The following is a 20,589-nucleotide window of genomic DNA, read 5'->3' on the forward strand; positions in this document are numbered from 1 at the left end:
GATGCCCTTCAGCGACAACATCATCCGGAGGGTTCCCCAACCGTCCATGACGGTCGAGGAATTCCTCCGGAAAAACCCCAAGAACCTGTCCCGGGGAATCGGGAACGGCCCCCGTTTCATGGACAGGACCCTCGACAAGAAACGCCTGCAGAAACTGGGGATGGCCCTCGCGGGTTTCACCGATTACCTGCAGCCCGGCCGGGTCTACGTCTTCGGCAACACCGAGGCCCGCTTCTTCGAGAGCCAGACCGAGGAGAAACGGAAGGAGATCCTGGGCCGCATCGACCGGGAGAACATGACCTGCATCCTGATGACCCAGGGCCTGGAGATCCCCCGGGAACTCGCCAACTACGCCCTCCAGGAGGGCATCCCGGTCCTGCGCACCCCCCTCGACAGCTCCACCGCCATGTACGTCTTCACCGAGTTCCTCGAGATGTGGCTGTCGCCCCTGCAGTCCATCCACGGCGTGCTGATGGACGTCTTCGGGGTGGGGGTCCTCATCCTCGGCGAGAGCGGGATCGGCAAGAGCGAGTGCGCGCTGGAGCTGATCCTGCGGGGGCACCGCATCGTCTCGGACGACGTCGTCGACATCCGCATCCTCGGCGACAACAAGCTGCAGGGGAGCGCCCCGCCCCAGATCCAGGACGTCCTCGAACTGCGCGGCATCGGGATCGTCAACGTCCGGGAGCTCATCGGGATCTCCGCCATCCGCCGCGTCAAGCACATCAATTTCATGATCGAGCTGCTGCGCTGGGAGCCCGGCGCCCGCTACGAGCGCCTCGGCCTCTCCATCCGCAAGAAGAAGGTGTTCGGCGTCGAACTCCCCTTCATGTCCATCCCCGTGGCCCCGGGGCGGAACATCGCGGCCCTGATCGAGGTCGCCTCCCGGGTGTACCTGATGCGCGAGCACGGGCTTCACCCCATGGGCAACTTCCTCAAGTTTCTCGAGAACAACGGGGACTTGTCCCCGGTCGAAGGAGAAGAGCTATGATCCCTTGCCTTGTCATCACCCACGGGCAGCTGGCGAGCGAACTGGTCGCTTCCGCGGAGATGATCGTGGGAGAAATCGGCCACATCCACCCTTTGTGCATCGGCTGGCAGGACGAAGTCAACGAGTCGCGGGAAGAGGTCGAGAAGTACCTCAAGTCCTTCGACATGTCCAACGGCGCCATCATCCTCACCGACATGTTCGGCGGGACGCCCTCGAACCTGGCCATGTCGTTCCTCCAGGAGGCGAAGGTCGAGGTCATCACCGGCGTGAACCTGCCGATGATCATCAAGGCCGCCGTCCAGGGCGAGGGCGAGACCCTCCCCTCCCTGGCGGAGAAGATCTGCGAGAAAGGGAAGTCCAACATCAGCGTGGCGACCCGGATTCTCAACGAAGCCGGATCATGACGCAGCGGGAACTCGTCATCGAAAACGCCCGCGGGCTCCACGCCCGGGCGGCGGCACGCCTGGTGGCCGTCACCAGCCGCTTCCAGTCGCGCATCACCCTCCGGAGAGCCGGTCACCTGGAACGTATCGACGGCAAGAGCATCCTCGGCATCCTCATGATGGCCGCCTCCCTCGGCACCCGGATCGAGGTTTCGGCCGAGGGGGTGGACGAGCGGGAAGCCGTCGACGCCGTGACGGCCCTCTTCAACGCCCACTTCACGGAACCGGTGGAACCATGAGAACCATCCGAGGAGACGGAGTATCGCCGGGCATTTCCATGGGGCACGTCCTGAAGCTGGACGAGGGGCTTCCCGCCGTCTACCGGATCCGCCTCTCGGGCCCCGCCCTGGAGCGGGAGATGGCCCGCTTCGAGGAGGCCCTGCGGGAGACGACGGAGCAACTGCAGCGCATCCGCGACCTGATGGAGGAGCGCCTCGGGAAGGAGCATTCCCTGATGGTGGAGGCGCACATCATGATCCTCCACGACGCCCATTTCTCGGGCGCCATCCGGGAACTGATCCGGAAGGACCGGATCAACGCCGACTGGGCGGTCAAGGTGATCACCGAGCAGATTCAGAGCGTCTACGCCGACCTCGAGGACCCCTACTTCCAGGAAAAGGTCCTCGAGATCCGGGACATCTCGCTGCGCCTTCTCCACAACATCTCGGGCCGGGCCGTGGGGTTCGACCCCGGGGAATACGAGAACATCGTCCTGGTGAGCCAGGAGATCAACCTCTCCATGCTCAACGAGAAACTCTTCTCCCACCTGAAAGGCATCGCCGTGGACAAGGGCGGCTGGACCTCCCACACCAGCATCATCGCCCGCTCCATGGGGATCCCGTCGGTTATCCACCTCCGCCACCTCACCGAACTGGTCAGCACGGGGCAGTTCGTCATCATCGACGGGCTCGAGGGCCTGCTGATCATCGACCCCGACGCGGAGACCATCCAGCAGTACCGGGACATCCTGCTCCAGGAGCCCCATGTCACCGGGCCGCTGTTCCCCCCCTGCGAGTCGCTCCGGCGGCCGGGGCTCTCGGGGGTCCGGGTCTACCTCAACGCCGAGTACCCCTGCACCCTGGAGAACTGCCCCGAGAGCGGTGTCATGGGCATCGGCCTTTTCCGGTCGGAGTTCCTCTGCATCGGGCGGCACGTCCGCGAGATCACCGTCGAGGAGCACGCCGCCATTTACGCCGACCTGGCCCGGCGGGTCCACCCCCACCCCGTCAACATCCGGACCTTCGATCTCGAGGAGGGGCGGGCCGGCCTCGAGAGCGAGCGGCGGCGGGACACCCACCCGGCCATGGGCATCCGGGGGATCCGGCTGTCGCTGCGCCACCCCGGGATCTTCGACACCCAGCTGAAGGGCATCCTCCTGGCTTCCCGGGAGGGAAACGTCCGGATCACCTTCCCCTTCGTCACGTCCGTCGAGGAGATGGTCGAGGGCCGGCAGGCCTTGCGCGAGGCCGCCAAAGGCCTCGGAATGCCCGAGGACCGGCTTCCCCCGGTCGGCGCCATGCTGGAAATCCCCAGCAACTTTTTCATCCTCGACGACCTGGCGGACCACGCCGACTTCTTCACCCTCGGGACGAACGACCTCGTCCAGTTCACCCTGGCCCTCGACCGGTCCAACTCCGATTCGGCCCCCGCCTTCAGCCCCGCCCACCCGGCGGTCCGGCGCGGGCTCGAGCTCATCCTGGACGGGGCGTCCAAGCGGGGCAAGGAAGTGATCTGCTGCGGCGAGATGGCCGCCCACCCCTTCTACCTCCTTCTCCTCCTGGCCGTCGGGTTCCGGAGCCTGAGCGTGAACCACCCCTTCCTCCCCATGGTCCGTTTCTACGAGGAAAACCTCGAGGAGGGGCAACTGAAGAACTTCCTCGACGCCATCCGCTCGCAGAAGACCCTCCGGGAGATCGAAAAGCTTTTCCTGACCCGCCTCGGGTCTTTCTTCAACGAACGCCTCACCCGGATGGTCGTCCAGGCGTTCCGGACCGGCCTCTGACCCCGGGCAGGCCGGATCCGACCATCGGGAGAACCCATGCGACACGGACTTTCGGAAGCCTTCGGTCCCTCCCTGCGACGCACGCTTCGGCGGGCGCCCCTCCCCGTCCTCCTCTGGCTGGCCGTCTGGCTGTCCGTCGGGGGCAGCACCCCGGCGGCCGAACCGGCGCCGGCAGCCCCTCCCCGGGCGCAGACCGCCGGGACCGGGGGTGAGCCGTCCGGGGAGACGCCCCCCGAAGGGGAGCGCGGAAAGAAGGAAAAAGACAAGGAAGCCGAAAAAGCACCCGTCCCAAAACCCGTCGACAAGCCCGGCATCGACGTCGGGTTCCAGGTCCGGCTCCGTTACGAGGGGTACGACAACCTCGACATGTGGTCGGACCTCGGCGACCCCCGGTCGCAGGTCCGGCTGAGGGTGAGGGCCTGGGCGTCCGCCCCGCTGCCCGGGAAACTCCGCTTCACCTTCGGGATGGTGGACGAGTGCCGCAAGGTCTTCTCCACTTACCCCCGCACCGGCGCCGACGAGGCGGTCGTGGAGACCTGCACGCTGGAGCGGAAGGACCTTTTCCCGGGGTTCTCCGTGAAGATCGGGCGCCAGGACATCCAGCGCGGGGAAGGCCTGATCTTCATGGACGGCACGCCCCTCGACGGGTCCCGCAGTTTCTTCTACAACGCCGCCATCGGCACGTTCTCGTGGGGGAAGTCCACCCTCGACCTGATGGCCGTCCGCAACCCGGCGGACGAGCACTACTTCTTCACCGTCAACAACAAACACCGCCCCTACGTCGACACCAACCAGGACGCCCTGGCCCTCTATTTCACCACCAAGGCCCTCCCCCGGGCCCAGGTCGAGGCGTACTACGTCTTCAAGCGGGCCTACCACAGCATCTTCCGGCCCACGAACCTGCACTACTTCCCCGACCGCTCGATCCACAACCTGGGCGCTCGCCTGGTCGCCAACCTGGGGAAGGGCTTCGGCCTGACCACGGAGTGGGCCGGCCAACTGGGCGGGCAGGCCCCCGACACCCCCATCCGCGCCTGGGGAGGTTACCTCTACGGGACGAAAACCTTCGCGTGCACCGGCAAACCCTTCCTGAAAGCCGGCTGGTGGGGCCTCTCGGGGGACGACCCCGCGACCCCGGGATACGAGGGGTGGGACCCCCCGTTCTCCCGGTGGCCGAAGTGGGGGGAATACCTCGGCTATGCCATGGTCGCGGAACGGGGCGTCGCCTATTACACCAACCTCCACATGTTCCAGGCGGAGGCCGGCTTCACCCCCTGGAAGCCGCTGACCGTCAAGGCCACCTTGTACCGCCTCTTCTCCTTCCACCCCTTCCCCGGAAACCCGGTCCTCGTCGCCGGGGGACGGGTGCGGGGCACCTACGTCGTCGTCAAGGGCGAATTTTCCATCGGGAAGAACTGGAAGGGCCACGTGCTGCACGAGATCTTCCTGCCGGGCAGCTTCTACCGGCACGGCGACAACGGGTACTTCTTCCGGGCGGAGATCCTCTACACCTTCGGCACGAAAGTCCGCCTCTGAGCTTTCGCGTCCAACCCCGCACCCAGGGCCGGTCCGACCCCGGCCCCCGGGGGGCGCGGTGCACCTTCCGGTTCCCCGGCAACCCGGCTGCTGCTGAGAAACTCTGCAATATCAAGGGTATGATCATTCCAGATTTTTCTTGATTTCCTGCAAATTCCGGTGATAATCGGAACGATTTCCTTTTCACGAAGGGATCCGAGCCATGCTGACGTCCCGGCTTTTCCTGAAGATCTTCGCCACCATCGTGATCCTGGTGGTCATCCACGCCGCCCTGCTGAATTACCTTTCCATCCCCCTCATCAACCGGTCCATCTCCGACAACGAGGAGAACGCCGCGCGGACCATCCTCCAGAACGTTCACGACCTGGCCAGCCGCAGCCACAGCGACATCGAGGCCTTCCAGGAGTACGCCCTGGACGCCCACCGGCGGGAGCTCCGGAGCGTCATCCTCTCGGTGGAGTCTCACCTCCGGAGCATCTACAACCAGTACCGGGCCGGCAAGTGCTCCGAGGCCGAGGCCCGCAAGCGCTGCCTGGAGGACATCACCGCCTTCCGTTACGCAGGCAACAACTACATCTTCATCGTCGACTACCAGTCCCGGACCCTGGCTCACCCCCTGCCGGGCGAAGTGGGGAGGGACATGTCCACGGTGAAGGACGCCCGGGGTCTCCTCTTCATCCCCGCCACCGTGCGGGCCGCCCTGTCGAACCCGGAAGGGGGGTTCAGCCGGTACTGGTGGTGCAAGCTGGAAAACGGCACCCCGCTGGAGAAACTCACCTTCGCGAAAACCTTCGCGCCCTGGGGTTGGGTCATCGGGACCGGCGTCTACATCGACGACGTGGAAAAGGAGGTGGCCCGGCGCAAGGAGCGGGCGGTGAACGAGCTCCGGGAGAAGATCCGGGGCATCCGGATCGCGAACACCGGCTACCTCTTCATCTTCGACTCGAAGAAACGGATGATTATCCACCCCAACCACGAGCTGGAGGGGACCGACATCTCCGGCTTCTCCGACCACGTCAGCGGCCGACCGCTGGCGGAAGGGTTGATGGAAGCCGCCTGGTGGCCGGACTACAGCTTCGTGTACAAGTGGGACAAGCCGACCGACAAGGGGAACTACGTCCACGAAAAGGTTGCCTGGGTCAAGTATTTCAAGGGCTTCGACTGGTACATCGCCTCGTCGGTCTACCTGGACGAACTGGGACGGAGCGCGGGGATCCTCCGGGGGGACATTCTCCGGCTGGGGCTGCTCGTGCTGCTGCTCTCCATCGGCATCGGCTACTTCTTCGTCCGGCGACTGGTGCGGCCGATCGAGACCCTCTCCCGCCTCGCCCGTAAGGTCCAGACCGGCGACCTCACGGTCCGCTGCGGCATCTCCCGCAACGACGAGATCGGCGACCTGGCCCGCTCCTTCGACGCCATGATCGACCAGCTCCGGAAGGACATCGAGACGCTGGACGGGAAGGTCCGGGAGCGCACCCTCGACCTCGAGAAGGCCTGCACCGAGTTACGCCAGCTGGACGAGATGAAGTCCTCCTTCCTGTCCACCGTCTCCCACGAGCTTCGGACACCGATGACCTCGGTGCTGGGTTTCGCCTGCATCATCCGGAAAATGCTGGACGATATCGTCTTCCCCCAGCTCGACCGGGACGACCCCCGGAACGCCCGGACGATCCAGCGCATCACGGAGAACCTGGGCATCGTCGTCTCGGAAGGCCAGCGGCTCACGGACCTGGTCAACGACTTCCTCGACCTCTCCAAGATGGAGGCGGGGAAGATCGACTGGAAGTCGGAGCCCCTCGACCTCGGCGAGGTGGTCCGGCGCGCCGCGTCGGCTTCGAACGCCCTGTTCTCCGCCAAGGCGCTCCCCCTGGTCCTCGAGATCGAGGAGGGCCTGCCGCGGGTCACGGGGGACCCGGACCGACTGATCCAGGTGCTGATCAACCTGTTCTCGAACGCGGTGAAATTCACCGAGCGGGGGGCCGTGACCTGCCGGGTGAGCCGGAACGGGACCGCACTGATCACGAGTGTCGTCGACACGGGGGCGGGGATCGACCCGAAAGATCACCACCTGGTCTTCGAGAAGTTCAAGCAGGTGGGCGACACCCTCACCGGCAAACCGCGCGGCACCGGCCTCGGGCTTCCCATCTGCCGGCAGATCGTCGAGCACCACGGCGGGAGCATCTGGGTGGAGAGCGAGCCCGGCCGGGGAAGCACCTTCGCCTTCAGCCTCCCCATCCCGGCCGAGTCGACCGGCTGAACTCCCGCCGGCCTATCGCCAGTCCCCGACCAACTGGAACGCAGCCCAGAAAAACGGGTGGGACGCATCGACCGGCTCGGGGTCCCCTTTTCCCCCCTCGACCCGGGCCGTGCCGCGAAGCAACTCCATCTGCGCCGTCCGAAGGGCCTGGTCCCGGCTGACGCCCGTGGCGAGGCACTGGTAGAACCGGCGCATCAGGACGGCCGTGGTCTCGTCGGCCACGCTCCACAGGGAGGCCAGGACACTCCGGGCCCCTGCGTACTGGAAGGCCCGGGTCAACCCGACCAGCCCTTCCCCCCCGGCCTCCGAACCCAAGGCGGTATTGCAGGCGGAAAGCGCCACCAGTTCGGCCTCGAGACGCATCCGTTCCATGACCTCCCACGCCTGGAGAAACCCGTTGTCACCCCCGCCGGGTGTCGCCGGTACGGTGAGGGCCAGGGCCGACTCGAGGGGGTTCTGTTCGTCCAGGATCCCGTGGCAGGCGAAGTGGAGAATGCGCACGTCCCGTCCCGCAGCCTTCGCCCTTTCCTCCGTGGCCTGCTCCCCCAGGAAAACATGGGCGTCTTCTGGATAAACGGCCCGGATGGACTCGGCCTCCGCCCGCGTGAACGGCAGGGAAACCAGGGGCCCCTGTCCCGCGGGCAAAGCATGCAGCGGCGGGTCCCCGTTCGGCTCCCCGGCCTCCCCGCCGGACCCTCCGCGGGGTGGGTAGACCGGGTCTCCAAACACCAGGACGGGGCCGGCGTCGGCGGTTCCCCGCTTATCCCGGCAGCGTTTCAACTCGTCGAAGACCGTGACGGACATGGCCGTGTGCAGGGGGCGCCACGCCACCAGGCAGTCCCCCTCCGGGTCGCCGTCCGGAGCCTTCCGAACGAGGGCGGCAAAGGGGAGGGCGTGGAGGGGCCCGTCGGGGACGACAAGGATTCTCTGGCAAGTCTCGATCCGGGACTCCGCCGGCCGGACCAACAGGTCGTAGAGCCGGCACCCCGCGGCGGTGACGGCGTTCCGCGTGGCCGGCGAGGTGGCCCCGGCCGTAATCAGGCGGCGGAAGGCGGTGACCTCCCGGGTCAGCCGCTCCCGTCCCGCCGCCAGGGGGAACACGGACAGGCCCTCTTCCCGGGAGAGCGCGAACAGCGTGATTGCGTCCGTCCCGACGCTGTAGGAGAGCAGCAGGGTGCCGGGGTCGAGGGCGGCACGCGCTCCCTCCGTGTCCAGGGGCTGGGGCCGACGCAGGGAGGCCAGCCGGGGGGAAGCCTCCCGGATTCGGACCATCAACTGTTCGCGCAAGGCTTGCAGTTCACGGAGCCTCGAATGAAGGGCGTCGATCTCCCGGGAATCCGCCTTCATGTCGTGCTTTGCCAGGGCCCTCCGGGCCGCGTCCGTTTCGAGGGCCAGCCTTTTCCACTCGGCATCGAGGGCCTCCGGGACCTCCCCCGGAAACACGAGTTCCCGCATGGACAGCATTTCCAGGAACGTCCGCGCCCGGTAGCGCTCCAGGGTATGGAAGGCTTCCCCGGGTTCACCCGCTTCGAGAAGGAGTTCGAGGTACTCCCGGTAAAGGGCCGCGTACCTCGACCGGAAATCCACCCGGTCTTCATCGGAGCCCCCCAGCGTGCTCATTTGTTGCTCCAGGGCGGAGATCGCGTCCCGGTAACAGCTCAGCGCCTCGGTCCGTCTTCCCTGACGACGGCAGATCCGCCCCATTACCCCAAGGGCATGGGACTCCTTCAGGGTCCCCGGCATCAGCCGCGTGGCGATCGCAAGGGCCTCCCGGCCGACCGCCTCCGCCCCCGCGAGGTCGCCCCGCTGCAGGCGGATGTCCTCGATCCCGAAAAGCGCCAGCAGTTTGAACCGCGCCGAGAGGCCGACCCGATTCGCGAAAGCCAGGGCCTCGTCGAACCGCCGGAGGGCGGCGTCCAGGTCGCCCGCCCGTTGGTCGATCCTCCCCAGATATTCGAGGATGAAGAAGATGTCCGGCAGGTCGGGTGAGACCGCCCGCATGAGGTCCAGGACCTCCCGGTAGGACTCCCGGGCCTTGTCGAGCTCTCCCAGGCAAAGCAGGGCCTCCGCCACGTGGGCCAGGCGGTTGGCATACTCCAGGGATGGTTCTCCGCCGGCTCCCCTGGCCAGTTCCAGGGACTTCGTGTGCCAGTGGAGCGCCCCCCGGCAGTCGAGACGGCCGGAGCACACCAGTCCCAGGATTCCGTAGACCATGCTTTGCAGCATGGGGTTGGGGGGGTTCCGCTGCAGGATGGCCAGCGCCTCCCGGGCCGATTTTTCGGCCCGATCGAAATTGTTTTCGATCCAGTACAGGTTGCCCTGGGTGCACAGCATGCGGGCCGTGAACATCCCGTCGGGCTGCCGGAGTCGGCTGATGTGCAACGCTCTTTCGCAGAAAGATTTCGCCTGCGGGATATCCCCCCGGCACTGGGCCGCGTCGAGCAGGTAATACAGGACCCGCATGGTCAGGTCGCCGTTCGGGGCCTGTTCTTCCGCGATGGCCAATGCACGCTCCCAGAGCGTCACGGCGCGGGGATGGTTCACCTCCCAGAAGGCCACCAGGCCAAGGCTGAACAGGGCATCGGCCATGGCCAGGCTGTCCGGGGCGAATCGTTCGGAGAGCGCTACGGCCCGTTGGGCATGGCGTTCCGCTTCGCTGAACGAGGAGGGCTCACTCTGCCGGACGGCGTTCGAGAGCCTGCGGAGGATCAGGGCGAGCCGCAGGCTTTCTCCCCACAGCGCTTCCGTTTCCGCCCGCAGGGCCCGGAAACCCGCCGCGGCGCCGACGAAATCCCGCCCGAGCAACCGGGCATCCCCCTCGGCCAGGGACACCGCCCACCGGGGCCGAGGATCCCGAATCCCCCGAGCCGTCGCCATCGCGGAGGCATGGGCCCGGTGGGCCTGTTCCGGAAGGCGTGCCGCCGCGAGGGCTTCCCCCGATCGAAGCCCCGCCCAGCAGGCCGTCTCCCGGTCACCCGCGTCGGCGGCCCGCCGGGCCACCTCCTCCCACCGGGCCACCCCCTCCTCCGCCCGCCCTGCCTTGACGAGGGCTTCACCCTCCCGGAACAGCGCCTCGGCCTCCGGGGACAAGCGGGGACGAACGGTGATGTCCCACGCCCCCCGGGGAACTTCCCAACGGGCCCCGCGACCGTCCCGCAAGCCGGCGAGCACCACGGCGCCCCGCGGGGACTGTTCCCAGACCAGGTCGAGCCACCGGAAAAAGTCCCGGACCTTGCCCCGGGCTCTTTTCGGATTGGCGGGGGGTGCGGGGAGGCGCTCCCAGGAGAGCACGACGTCTCCCGACCGGAGCCCCGCCCGCTCGGTGGCGGAGCCCGGGAAGACCGACTCCACCACCACGCCCGTCCCCGCCCGGCCGGGCTTGACCGGCGAAACGGGGAACAGCATGGCCGGGAAAACCAGCCAGAGGGCCACCATCGGCCACAGGCGGCGAATCATTCTCGGGCCCGGGTTCGTCATCCACGGCCTCCAGCGAAGGTCTGCCTTCATTGTACAGGCTTCGTGGGCGCGCTTTCAAGCCTGGATGGGGGGCCGAAAAAGGCCAGAGGGTTAATTCGGGTCTTCACCGCGCCAGGGCCATGTACGCTGCGTCCCCACCCTGTCAAAATCATTCCCTCTGCGTCTTCGCCCCACCGGGATCATGCCCGCAGCGTCTTCACCCCGTCAGGGGTGAAATGTTTGTAGAAATGGCAGTTATAAAAATTCTCCTCCCCCGCGCGCCGCCGGCCGGGAGGGTGCTCCGGAGCACGGTTCACCCCCGGCGGCGCGCGGGGGGGAAATAAAAAACAACCGCTTTTACTACAAACATTTCACCCCTATGGGTGAGGACGCGTTGGCGATCGACTCCTGGAGGCGGGAAAACCCGCCCGGCGGCCCCGTCTTCTCGAACGTCCCCCCCCGGCCTGCCAGGAAGCCGGATGCACGGAGAATCCCGGAAAGCTCTTACGCTTTTCCCCGGGACTTCGCCCGGTAACCGTGGCCTCGGAAGGCAACCGGGATCGACAACACCTTGGTAAAACGCAACCGCTAAAGCGCCTGAAGGCCCTGAAGGGCGGAGGTCCGGTTTTTCAACCGTTACTGCCCTTCCGCTCCTACAGGTCCCTTAGGTCCTTTTGGTCCTTTTGGTCCTTTTGGTCCTTTCGTCCTTTCAGGCCCCGGGTCGCTTGATGCCGCGCGGCCGGGCGGCCCCGGCCGGCTACTCCACCGCCTGGTAACGGATCTCCCTCACCGCCTTCACCGCGCGGTCGGAGAAGTAGTCGCAGGCGGGGAAGAGGCTGAAACGGCCGCCGTCGGCGTCCTTCCCGCGGTCGATGATCAGGAACTCGCGGCAGTCGTTCCGGTTGAAGAGTTCCGCGGCGGTCACGACGATGCGGTAGCCGTCGGGGGCCGCCACCAGGAACCACCCCCGGGTTAGGGCCTTCGGGTCCGAGGGGAAGTGCGGCTTGAGCACGTCCTTGAGCAGGACGCCGTCGAAGTCCTCGGTGCCGTGGAAGCCCTTCCCCCGGCCGTAGAAGACGGTGGGGTAGACGCGCCGCTCGGCGCCCGCGGGCAACCCGGCGATGACGGCATCCTTCCCGGTGCCGCCGGCCAGGCGGATCTCCGGGCTGGTGAGCTTGGCCGGCCGGGGCCCGTCGGGCGCGTCGAAGGCCGCCGACACCACGGTGATCTTCGAGGGGTTGGTCACCCCGCGCACCGTCAACAGGTCGTCGGCGCAAACCAGGCGGGTCTCCTTCGGGAGGGGCCACTGCTCGCCGGTCTTGGTGGGGATGATCGGCGCCGCCTTCGTGGCGATCAGCACCCGGTGGTGCGCCACGGGGTAGTAGATCTCCCCCCAGCTCAGGACGGCCTTCTCGCCCTTCGCGTTCTCCACCACCACGTACAGGTCGATGACGGAACTCAGGCCGGCGCTCTTCTTCTTCACCTCGTACTCCTTGAGGATGTCAAAGAGGGAGTGGCCGTCGTAGCGGTAGGCCCCCACGAAGCGGCTCCCCTTCCCTTCCGGCGCCGCCTCGCGGACGATGACGGAACGCAGGGGAAGCGACGCCAGGTCGATCTTGCCCGGGGCGGCCACCTCGCCGCCGACCTCGAGGGTGAGCGGGCCCGTCAGCGCCGTCGTCGGGGTGTTGTCGTAGAAGTCGTTGTTCTCGGCCTTGGCAATGAAGCCGACCAGAACCAGGAGCAGAGTCGTCAAAACCAGCTTCGCTTTCATCATTCCTCCCAGAATCGTAATCTTGCCTTCAGGGGGCCGGGCCCGTCCGGCGCCCGGCGATCCCGTCCTATCCCATGATTCCCATGATTCCCATGATTCCCAGAACTCCCATAACTCCCATGGGGCATCGATAGCGATTGCGATTGCGATACCGATACCGATACCGATGAGGTTGGCCGCATCACGGTTCGGGGCTCAGGAAAGGGTATCCGAAGTCGCGGGGGGTGCGGAAGCACTCCTTCACCGTCCGCACCGACACCCAGCGGAGCAGGTTGTAGATGGAGCCGGCCTTGTCGTTGGTCCCCGAGGCCCGCGCCCCGCCGAAGGGCTGGTGGCCCACCACCGCCCCCGTGGTCTTGTCGTTGACGTAGAAGTTGCCGGCGGCGTGGCGCAGCCGGTCGTCGGCGGTGACGACGGCCCCCCGGTCCCGGGCGAAGACGGCCCCCGTGAGGGCGTAGGGGGAGGTCCCGTCGCACAGGTCGAGGACCTCGCGATAGTCCGCGTCCTCGTAAACGTAAACGGTCAGCACGGGGCCGAAGATCTCCTCCTCCATCAGCCGGCAGCGGGGGTCCGTGGTCAGCACCACCGTGGGCTCCACGAAGTAGCCTTCCCGGTCGTCGCAGCCGCCCCCGTGGAGGATCGTGCAGTCCGGGCTGCCCTTCGCGTATGCGAGGTACCCGGCGATGGTGTCGAAGGACTTCCGGTCGATGACGGCGCCCATGAAGTTCGAGAAGTCCTCCACCGGCCCCACCTTCACCCGGGCCAGCTGGGCCTGGAGCGACGCCCGAACCGCGGGCCAGACGGACCGGGCGACGTAGGCCCGGGAGGTGGCGGAGCACTTCTGCCCCTGGTACTCGAAGGCCCCCCGGAGGAGGCAGGCGGCCACGCCCTCCGGTTCCGCGGACCCGTGCACCACCGCGAAGTCCTTGCCGCCCGTCTCGCCCACGACGCGGGGGTAGGAGCGGTACCGCCCGATGTTGCCGGCGACGGCCTTCCAGATCTTGTCGAAGGCGGCGTTGGACCCGGTGAAGTGGACCCCCGCCAGGTCGGGATGGGGCAGGAGCGCCTCGGTGACGGCGGCGGAGTCGCAGGGCACGAAGTTGATGACGCCGTCGGGCAGGCCGGCCTCCTGGAAGATCCGCATCATGGCCCAGGACGAGTAGACGGCGGTGGAGGCGGGCTTCCAGACCACCACGTTCCCCATGACCGCCGGCGCCATGGCCAGGTTCCCGGAGATGGCGGTGAAGTTGAAGGGGGCCACGGCGAGGACGAAGCCCTCCAGCGGCCGGTACTCGAGCCGGTTCCAGGTGGCCTGGAAGTTCTCCGGCTGGATCTGGTAGATCTGCTGCATGAAGAAGGTGTTCATGCGCAGGAAGTCGACGAGCTCGCACGCCGCGTCGATCTCGGCCTGGTGGCAGGTCTTGCTCTGCCCCAGCATGGTGGCGGCGTTGAGGCGCATGCGGGAGGGCCCGGCCACGGTCTCGGCGGCCTTCAGCGAGATGGCGACGCGCTCCTGCCAGGTGGTGCGGGACCAGCAGGGCCAGACGGCCTTCGCCGCCTCGACGGCCTGGAGAAGCTCCTTCGGGCCGGCCTTGTGGAAACGGGCCAGCACGTGGCCGTGGTCGTGGGGGACGATGCAGGCGCCGAAATTGCCGGTGCGGACCTCCCGCCCGTTGATGAGGAGCGGGATCTCGATCTCCGCCGCGCGCAGCACTTGCAGTTCTTCCTTCAACGCCGCGCGCTCGGGCGAGCCGGGGGCGTACGTCTTCACGGACTCGTTGAAGGGTTGGGGGATGTGGTGGATGGCGTTCATACACTCTCCTTTCCAAAGATGGGAGGCACGGACGGTTTCCCGACCGGCCCTGTCGGCCGCACCGCGTGGCCGGGGGCTTTAGCGGGGGGCGGCTCGGAGACGTCGGACGATCAAAGACCGAACGGACAAGTGCTTATCATACTTTCGATGCGGGGAAAGGGCAAGCCGGATTTCAACCACGGATGGACACGGATAAACACGGATGATGACGAAAAATGACGAATTCAAAGCGCGTCTGGCCCGGTTTTCCCGTTCGAAAGGAGGAATTCATGCAAGGAGAATACGGGTTCTCCTTTCGTAGTCGCATGTCAGGCAATCCGGCCGTAACGCTGGTCATCCGCTGGTTGACATTTGTTTATTCTTTTTATACACTGTCATCATCACTGAATCGAGCGATAGACAATCTGAAATATCGGCAGAACAGGAGGTGTCGCATGAGAGACAAGGGATTCCGTGCAAGACTTGTGTTTGTTTTGGTGTCTCTTGGATTGGCGGTTCTTTCATTGAATGCACAGGTTACGGGGCACAAATCCGCGGACCTGACTGTCGAAAGCCTGACCATGAAGCCGACAGCCCCGACCACGGACACCCTAATCACCTTTACCATCGTCATCAAGAACATCGGCCAAGGGCCAGCCGCTCCAGGCAAGGTATCTTTCAAAGTCACGGCCGGCGGTCTTAGCAGTCCAATTAGCATCGACTTTCCAACCTTAAGTCCGGGCGCTGGCCACACCATAGAAAGAAAAATGAAAATTACAAGTAGCGGGAGTGCCTTTGCTGTGGCCTTTGTCCCCTCCACATCAAACGAAAGAAAGGATAACAACAGTAAAACATTGAACTTTACCGTTGCCGCAGGCAACCCCGACCTGATTGTCGACTCGTTCACCATCAACCCCGCCTCCCCCACCCCCACCACGGAGATCACCTTCACCGGCGTGGTGAAGAACGCCGGCAACGCCCCCGCCCCGCCGTCGAAAGCCCAGTTCAGCGTCTCGACGCAGCTCTTCGACGTGCCCCAACTGGCCCCCGGGGCGAAGCACCCCGTCGTCCTCAAGATGAAACTGGACAAAGCCCAGAACTACGGGCCCACCTTCACCGTGGACAAGGCAAGCAACGTGAGCGAATCCAGCGAGACCAACAACTCGAAGCAGATCCATTTCACTGTCACGGCGGCCAACCCCGACCTGGTGGTGGAATCCTTCACCATCAGCCCCAGCAGCCCGACCACGGCCACCGAGATCACCTTCACCGGCGTGGTGAAGAACGCCGGCAACGCCCCCGCCCCGGCGTCGAAGGCCCATTTCAGCGTCGCGACGAAGTACTTCGACGTGCCGCAGTTGGCCCCCGGGGCGAGGTACACCGTGATCCACAAGATGAAGCTGGACCGGGCCCAGAAATACGGGCCCACCTTCTCCGTCGACCGGATGCGGGACGTGGCGGAGTCCAGCGAGTCCAACAACGAGAAGCAGATTTTCTTCGTCGTGACCCAGGCGAAGTAGGCGTGGTCCGTGTCACCGGCCGGCAGGCAGTGATTGACGGTTGACCTCGTTTTTCGGTTCCTGTAGACTGTCAGCATCAGTGAACCGTTTCAGCAACAGCCGGAAAAACTCGCAGAGCATGAGGAGGCATCGCATGAGAAACCAGGGATCCCCTGCCCGTCTTGCGTTCGCGGTGGTTTGCCTGTGCGCCGGGCTCTCGGTGAGCATCCTGTGCGCGGAGGTCAAGAAGCCCGACCTGATCGTCGAGGCCTTCACCTTCAGCCCCGCCAACCCCACGGTCCTTGCAGAACTCACCTTCACCGGCGTGGTGAAGAACGCCGGCACCGCCCCCGCCCCGGCGTCGAAGGCCCAGTTCAGCCTCTCGACCCAGCTCTTCGACGTGCCCCAGCTGGCCCCCGGCGCCAAGCACAACGTCACCCTCAAGATCAAGCTGGACAAGGCCAACAACTACGGCCCCACCTTCATCGTGGACAAGTCCGGTGTCGTGAACGAGTCCAGCGAGACCAACAACTCGAAACAGATCTACCTCACCGTCAAGGATGTCGGCACCGACCTGGTCGTCGATTCCTTCACCATCAGCCCATCGAGCCCGACGACCACTTCCGAGATCACCTTCACCGGCGTGATAAAGAACGCCGGCACGTCCGCCGCCCCGCCGTCCAAGGCCCAGTTCAGCGTCTCGACCCAGCTCTTCGACGTTCCGAGATTGGAAGCCGGGGCGCAATACAAGGTCACGCACAGGATTAAACTGGACAAGGCACAGAACTACGGGCCCACCTTCACCATCGACGCGACGAACAAGGTGAACGAATCCAACGAGACCAACAACTCGAAACAGATCCGCTTCACGGTAATCGAAGCCAAGCCCAATCTGAGGGTAGTCAATTTTGTGGTCTCCCCAATGACAGGCACCCCCGCCACGGAAATCACCATGACCGGTATGGTCGAGAATCTCAGCGACGTGCCCGCTCCGGCGTCGAAAGCCCAGTTCGGGACTGCATCCGAGGTCTATAAGGTCATGGACGTCCCCCCCCTTGGCCCCCGGGGGAAGTACACCGTCGTCCACAAACAAAAACTGATCCTCGGACAACATAAGATCATATTCCAGGTGGACTGCAAGAATGCCATTCCCGAATTAGTTGAGAATGATAACGCACCCTATCAACGGTTAGTCACCATCACTCAAGCGAAGTAGGTGCAAACGCGTTCAGCGGCCGGCGCCTGACGGCGCCGGCCGCAGGTCCGTCGCAATGGCGCACGCACACCCGGGGCTTCCGGGAGTGTAGCGCCGTGGTTCATTACGGGGTCAGGTTGATTTAAACCGCTAATTTCAAATATCTTCACGAGTGGAGGCATCGCATGAGAAACAAGAGAGCCCTCGCACGGTTGGTGCTTGTACTGGTGTGCCTCGGGGTCGCGGGGCTGTGGCTGTGCGGCCAGAAAAAGCCGGACCTGGTCGTCTCGAGCCTGACCCTGAAACCGACGGCCCCCACCACGTCCACCGAGGTCACCTTCACTGTCGTCGTCAAGAACATCGGCCAGGAACCCGCCCAGGCCACCACGGGGTCTCACCGCCTCCAGACCGGGGGGTACGGGTCGTCCACCTTCGCGACCGACTTCAACGTCCCGGCCCTGGGCCCGGCCGCCAGTTTTTCAATCGATTTCAAGATGAAAGTCACCGCCGCGGGGAAGGCGACCTTCGTCGTCCAGATCAAACCGAAGTCAGTGGAAGTGAACAACGACAACAACAAGAAAGAACTGTCGTTCTACGTCACGGCCGCCAACCCCGACCTGGTGGTCGATGCCTTCACCATGAGCCCGACGAGTCCCACTACCGCCACCGAGATCACCTTCACCGGCGTGGTGAAGAACGCCGGCAACGCCCCCGCCCCGCCTTCGAAGGCCCAGATCAGTTTCACGCCGACCCTCTACAGCGTCCCGCAGCTGGCCCCCGGGGCGAAGCACACCATCGTCTACAAGATCAAGCTGAACAAGGCCCAGAACTACGGCCCCACCTTCACCGTCGACAAGGAGCGGACCGTCAACGAAGGAAACGAGACCAACAACGAGAAGCGGCTCAACTTCACCGTTGTCCAGGCGAAGTGAGCGCGGCCGCGGGGATCGCCGCCCGGCGGGCCACGACCCCGTGATCGTCGGCAGGGGTGGGTTCGCCGAAAGCCGGGGAACGGCCCAAACAGGACCGCAGACCCTGTGTTCGCGCCATCGGCCGGAAACCGGTGGCACGGTCATCGAGGACGTCAGAAGTCCTTTCTCTTGTCCTGGCTCTTCGGGATCCTGACCTCGGTGTAGAGGCCCCCGATCTCGTAGAGTTTGTACTCCCCCCTGCTGTTCTGCTCCACCGTCGCCGGCCGGGGGCTCACCGCGCCGCCCGAGACCAGCCTGAGCTTGACGAATTCTCCCTCGGCCTTGTCCGCGAAGGGTTTTCGGCTGACCACCGTGACGTCGAGCTGGTAGTTCTCCGGGTCCATGGCGTAGTCGTTCTCCGGCGTGGCGCCCACCGCGTAGCTGCGGAAGATGTGCTGGGCGCCGTTGAGCCGCTCGACGAAGTACTTGTAACGCATGGCGGTGCGCCAGTTCTTGTCCTTCATCATCTCCGTGATCAGGCTCGCCCCGAGTTCCTTGTCCCTGGTCATGTAGACGAAGACCGCGTCGAACCACAGCTTGACCGCCTTCTCCGGGTCCTTGGCCTCGACGGCGACCCGGGCCTTGAACTCCTCCAGGCTGGTCGGCAGCTGGGCCACGGCCAGGCCGGCGAAGAATGTCAGCGCCAGCGCAAAGCAGATCGGGTGTTTCATGCGGTTTCCCTCCCCGGAAAAATCTTGTTCGGAACGCGTTGCCTGCTTCCCTTTTAAAGCCCCGGTCCCGGTTTGTCAATCCCCAACCGGATCTGGACCACTAATCTCACTCATCATCAGGAATGGAGGATGATTGCTCCGGGAACCGCCCGGGCCTGAACTCGTCTTTGTGTTTCTTCGGAAAGGTCTCCGAAAGGATGATCAGTGAAGATTAGTGAGATTAGTGGTTTATCGTTCCTTGCGTCACTCCCGGTGGAACTCGGGGCGGAGTTCGTAACCGGCCTTGCGCAGCTCCTCCTGGATCCGGTGGGCGTGCTCGGGCGTCTGGGCCTCCAGTTCGAAGTTCACCGAGACGTAGTCGAGGCCCCGCTCCACCCAGTTGCGGTCCTGCCGGGTCTTGACGATGTTGCCGCCCAGGGAGACGATGTGGTTGATGAGGGCCCCCAGGCGGCCCACCCGGTCCGGGATCTCCACGGTGAAGGAGATCCGGCGCCCCACGACGATGAGTTCGCGCTCGATGATCTTGGCCACCATGGCGATGTCGATGTTGCCCCCGGAGATCAGCACGGCCAGGGGCCGGCGGGAGAGCACCTTCCCCGCCAGGATGGCCGCCGCGCCCACGGCCCCGGCGCCTTCCGCCACGATCTTGTTGCGCTCCATCAGGGTGAAGATCCCCAGGGCGATCTCCTCCTCCGTGACGGTGACGATGTCGTCCACCAGGCTTTCCATGACGGGGAAGGTGCGCTTTCCCGGGGTGGCGACGGAAATGCCGTCCGCCAGGGACTTCACCCCCGGGAGCGTCACGATCTCGCGCTTCTCCAGCGACACCCGCGACGAGGCCACGACCGCCGCCTGCACGCCGATGATGCGGATGTCGGGGCGCAGCGCCCGGGCGGCGACGGCGACCCCGGAGATGAGCCCCCCGCCCCCCACCGGGACCAGAAGGGTCCCCGTCTCGGGCAGGTCTTCCAGGATCTCCAGGGCGAGGGTCCCCTGGCCGGCCATCACGGCCTCGTCGTCGAAGGGGTGGACGAAACTGGCCCCCGTCTCGGCGGCGATCTCCAGGGCCTTGGCCACGCAGTCGTCGTAGACCTCGCCGTGCTGGATCACCTCGGCCCCGTAGCCGCGGGTGGCCTGGACCTTGGCCTGGGGGGCCGTCTCCGGCATGACCACCACGGATCGGGTGCCCCGGGCGGTGGCGCCGTAGGCCACCCCCTGGGCGTGGTTGCCCGCCGAGGCGGTGCACACCCCCCGGGCGCGCTCCGCGTCGGTCAGGGAACAGATCTTGTTGAAGGCGCCCCGCAGCTTGAAGGAGCCGGTCTTCTGGCGGTTCTCCAGCTTGAGCCAGACGTCGGCGCCGCAGCGGGCGGCGAGTGTGCCCGACGGCATGACGGGGGTGTGCCGCGCCACGCCGGAAAGGTGCTCGCGGGCTTTTTGGATGTCATCGAGGGAGAGCGGCATGGGACCTCCTTGGGAGATGCGGGAGAGGGGGAGGGGAGTGAGGGGAATCATGGGAGGAAGGGGACTCACAGGAAATGTGTGAAATGTGTGAAATGTGTGAATTGTGGGAATTGTGGGAATCAGGGGATTTGTGCGAAGCAGGGGAATTGTGGGGGCGGGGGGCGGCAGGGAGGTGGAGGGGGCCCGGGTACCCGGCAGTTTCGGCACTGCCTCCACAACACCCCGCCCTCCCGACGCCTCCCCCGTCATTCACTTTTCCCATCCTTCCCACGACTCCCACGACTCCCACGACTCCCACGTCTCCCACGACTCCCACGTCTCCCACGACTCCCACGACTCCCACGACTCCCACGACTCCCACGACTCCCATGACTCCCATGACTCCCATGACTCCCATCGCTTCAATCCCGCGGCCCCGCTTCCCCTCTTTACCACACCCTTTCCGCTTCCGCATCTCTTTTCTCCGCCATGCCGCCCCTGCATTTTTCTTGAATTGCAAAGCCTCCGGCCCTAGAATGCTCCCATCATCGGGGCGAATTCGAAG

General features: G+C 65.4%; 14 protein-coding genes, 1 pseudogene and 1 riboswitch. Of the genes and pseudogenes, 9 read left to right on the forward strand and 6 right to left on the reverse strand.

The window, feature by feature from the left end; translation table 11 throughout:
* The first annotated feature begins 1 nt into the window (after position 1).
* The 6 genes from hprK (at position 2) to KA419_16325 (ending at position 7,229) form a co-directional block, all read left to right on the forward strand.
* The gene (gene hprK / locus KA419_16300) at positions 2 to 991 is read left to right on the forward strand and encodes an HPr(Ser) kinase/phosphatase (GenBank protein MBP7867495.1); all 990 of its coding nucleotides are present in this window, start codon (positions 2 to 4) and stop codon (positions 989 to 991) included.
* Positions 988 to 1,395 carry a PTS sugar transporter subunit IIA gene (locus KA419_16305; protein ID MBP7867496.1) on the forward strand — a complete coding sequence of 136 codons (408 nt, stop codon included), beginning with the start codon at positions 988 to 990 and terminating at the stop codon, positions 1,393 to 1,395. The genes hprK and KA419_16305 overlap by 4 nt, the downstream gene beginning before the upstream one ends.
* Positions 1,392 to 1,673 (forward strand): HPr family phosphocarrier protein, encoded by a 282-nt coding sequence (locus KA419_16310; GenBank protein MBP7867497.1) that lies wholly within the window; start codon positions 1,392 to 1,394, stop codon positions 1,671 to 1,673. Before KA419_16305 ends, KA419_16310 begins: the two co-directional genes overlap by 4 nt.
* Positions 1,670 to 3,436: a phosphoenolpyruvate--protein phosphotransferase gene (gene ptsP / locus KA419_16315; GenBank protein MBP7867498.1), complete on the forward strand. Its 1,767-nt coding sequence runs from the start codon at positions 1,670 to 1,672 to the stop codon at positions 3,434 to 3,436. Before KA419_16310 ends, ptsP begins: the two co-directional genes overlap by 4 nt.
* Positions 3,437 to 3,472: 36 nt before the next feature.
* The gene (locus tag KA419_16320) at positions 3,473 to 4,972 is read left to right on the forward strand and encodes a hypothetical protein (GenBank protein ID MBP7867499.1); all 1,500 of its coding nucleotides are present in this window, start codon (positions 3,473 to 3,475) and stop codon (positions 4,970 to 4,972) included.
* A 202-nt stretch (positions 4,973 to 5,174) separates the two neighbouring features.
* Positions 5,175 to 7,229 (forward strand): cache domain-containing protein, encoded by a 2,055-nt coding sequence (locus KA419_16325; protein MBP7867500.1) that lies wholly within the window; start codon positions 5,175 to 5,177, stop codon positions 7,227 to 7,229.
* Between the two features lie 12 nt (positions 7,230 to 7,241).
* Here the strand turns inward: KA419_16325 and KA419_16330 are convergent, their stop codons facing one another.
* The 3 genes from KA419_16330 to pruA form a co-directional block, all read right to left on the reverse strand.
* Entirely contained in the window at positions 7,242 to 10,706 is a 3,465-nt protein-coding gene (locus KA419_16330) for a CHAT domain-containing protein (GenBank protein MBP7867501.1), read from the reverse strand.
* 736 nt (positions 10,707 to 11,442) lie between these two features.
* Entirely contained in the window at positions 11,443 to 12,456 is a 1,014-nt protein-coding gene (locus tag KA419_16335) for a hypothetical protein (GenBank protein MBP7867502.1), read from the reverse strand.
* A 181-nt stretch (positions 12,457 to 12,637) separates the two neighbouring features.
* Positions 12,638 to 14,269, reverse strand: coding sequence for an L-glutamate gamma-semialdehyde dehydrogenase (pruA, locus tag KA419_16340; protein MBP7867503.1), 1,632 nt, complete (start codon positions 14,267 to 14,269; stop codon positions 12,638 to 12,640).
* A riboswitch (molybdenum cofactor riboswitch) is annotated at positions 14,257 to 14,380 on the reverse strand. (Overlaps the previous gene by 13 nt.)
* A gap of 722 nt (positions 14,381 to 15,102) precedes the next feature.
* Here pruA and KA419_16345 point away from each other — a divergent pair.
* The 3 genes from KA419_16345 (at position 15,103) to KA419_16355 (ending at position 17,874) form a co-directional block, all read left to right on the forward strand.
* A complete protein-coding gene (locus KA419_16345; GenBank protein ID MBP7867504.1) occupies positions 15,103 to 15,768 on the forward strand; it encodes a hypothetical protein in 666 nt (221 codons plus the stop codon).
* 133 nt (positions 15,769 to 15,901) lie between these two features.
* Positions 15,902 to 16,963, forward strand: a complete 1,062-nt coding sequence (locus KA419_16350) for a hypothetical protein (GenBank protein MBP7867505.1) — start codon at positions 15,902 to 15,904, stop codon at positions 16,961 to 16,963.
* A 164-nt stretch (positions 16,964 to 17,127) separates the two neighbouring features.
* Positions 17,128 to 17,874 carry a hypothetical protein gene (locus KA419_16355; GenBank protein ID MBP7867506.1) on the forward strand — a complete coding sequence of 249 codons (747 nt, stop codon included), beginning with the start codon at positions 17,128 to 17,130 and terminating at the stop codon, positions 17,872 to 17,874.
* Positions 17,875 to 18,026: 152 nt separating this feature from the next.
* Here the strand turns inward: KA419_16355 and KA419_16360 are convergent, their stop codons facing one another.
* The 3 genes and pseudogenes from KA419_16360 to KA419_16370 all read right to left on the reverse strand — a co-directional run bounded on the left by KA419_16360 (position 18,027) and on the right by KA419_16370 (position 20,440).
* Complete coding sequence (locus tag KA419_16360) at positions 18,027 to 18,584, reverse strand: hypothetical protein (protein ID MBP7867507.1); 558 nt, start codon at positions 18,582 to 18,584, stop codon at positions 18,027 to 18,029.
* A 243-nt stretch (positions 18,585 to 18,827) separates the two neighbouring features.
* A complete protein-coding gene (locus KA419_16365; protein ID MBP7867508.1) occupies positions 18,828 to 20,045 on the reverse strand; it encodes a threonine ammonia-lyase in 1,218 nt (405 codons plus the stop codon).
* Positions 20,046 to 20,290: 245 nt separating this feature from the next.
* Positions 20,291 to 20,440, reverse strand: a pseudogene (locus KA419_16370) (hypothetical protein).
* Between the last annotated feature and the right edge of the window lie 149 nt (positions 20,441 to 20,589).

It is taken from the genome of Acidobacteriota bacterium (assembly GCA_018001935.1).
Taxonomy (GTDB): Bacteria; Acidobacteriota; JAAYUB01; order JAAYUB01; family JAAYUB01; genus JAGNHB01.

What these genes read in the sequence shown, in the direction of transcription:
- hprK (MBP7867495.1), top strand. Translation starts at nt 2, where the DNA reads ATGCCCTTCAGCGACAACATCATCCGGAGGGTTCCCCAACCGTCCATG.
- KA419_16305 (MBP7867496.1), top strand. Translation starts at nt 988, where the DNA reads ATGATCCCTTGCCTTGTCATCACCCACGGGCAGCTGGCGAGCGAACTG.
- KA419_16310 (MBP7867497.1), top strand. Translation starts at nt 1,392, where the DNA reads ATGACGCAGCGGGAACTCGTCATCGAAAACGCCCGCGGGCTCCACGCC.
- ptsP (MBP7867498.1), top strand. Translation starts at nt 1,670, where the DNA reads ATGAGAACCATCCGAGGAGACGGAGTATCGCCGGGCATTTCCATGGGG.
- KA419_16320 (MBP7867499.1), top strand. Translation starts at nt 3,473, where the DNA reads ATGCGACACGGACTTTCGGAAGCCTTCGGTCCCTCCCTGCGACGCACG.
- KA419_16325 (MBP7867500.1), top strand. Translation starts at nt 5,175, where the DNA reads ATGCTGACGTCCCGGCTTTTCCTGAAGATCTTCGCCACCATCGTGATC.
- KA419_16330 (MBP7867501.1), bottom strand. Translation starts at nt 10,706, where the DNA reads ATGACGAACCCGGGCCCGAGAATGATTCGCCGCCTGTGGCCGATGGTG.
- KA419_16335 (MBP7867502.1), bottom strand. Translation starts at nt 12,456, where the DNA reads ATGAAAGCGAAGCTGGTTTTGACGACTCTGCTCCTGGTTCTGGTCGGC.
- pruA (MBP7867503.1), bottom strand. Translation starts at nt 14,269, where the DNA reads ATGAACGCCATCCACCACATCCCCCAACCCTTCAACGAGTCCGTGAAG.
- KA419_16350 (MBP7867505.1), top strand. Translation starts at nt 15,902, where the DNA reads ATGAGAAACCAGGGATCCCCTGCCCGTCTTGCGTTCGCGGTGGTTTGC.
- KA419_16355 (MBP7867506.1), top strand. Translation starts at nt 17,128, where the DNA reads ATGAGAAACAAGAGAGCCCTCGCACGGTTGGTGCTTGTACTGGTGTGC.
- KA419_16360 (MBP7867507.1), bottom strand. Translation starts at nt 18,584, where the DNA reads ATGAAACACCCGATCTGCTTTGCGCTGGCGCTGACATTCTTCGCCGGC.
- KA419_16365 (MBP7867508.1), bottom strand. Translation starts at nt 20,045, where the DNA reads ATGCCGCTCTCCCTCGATGACATCCAAAAAGCCCGCGAGCACCTTTCC.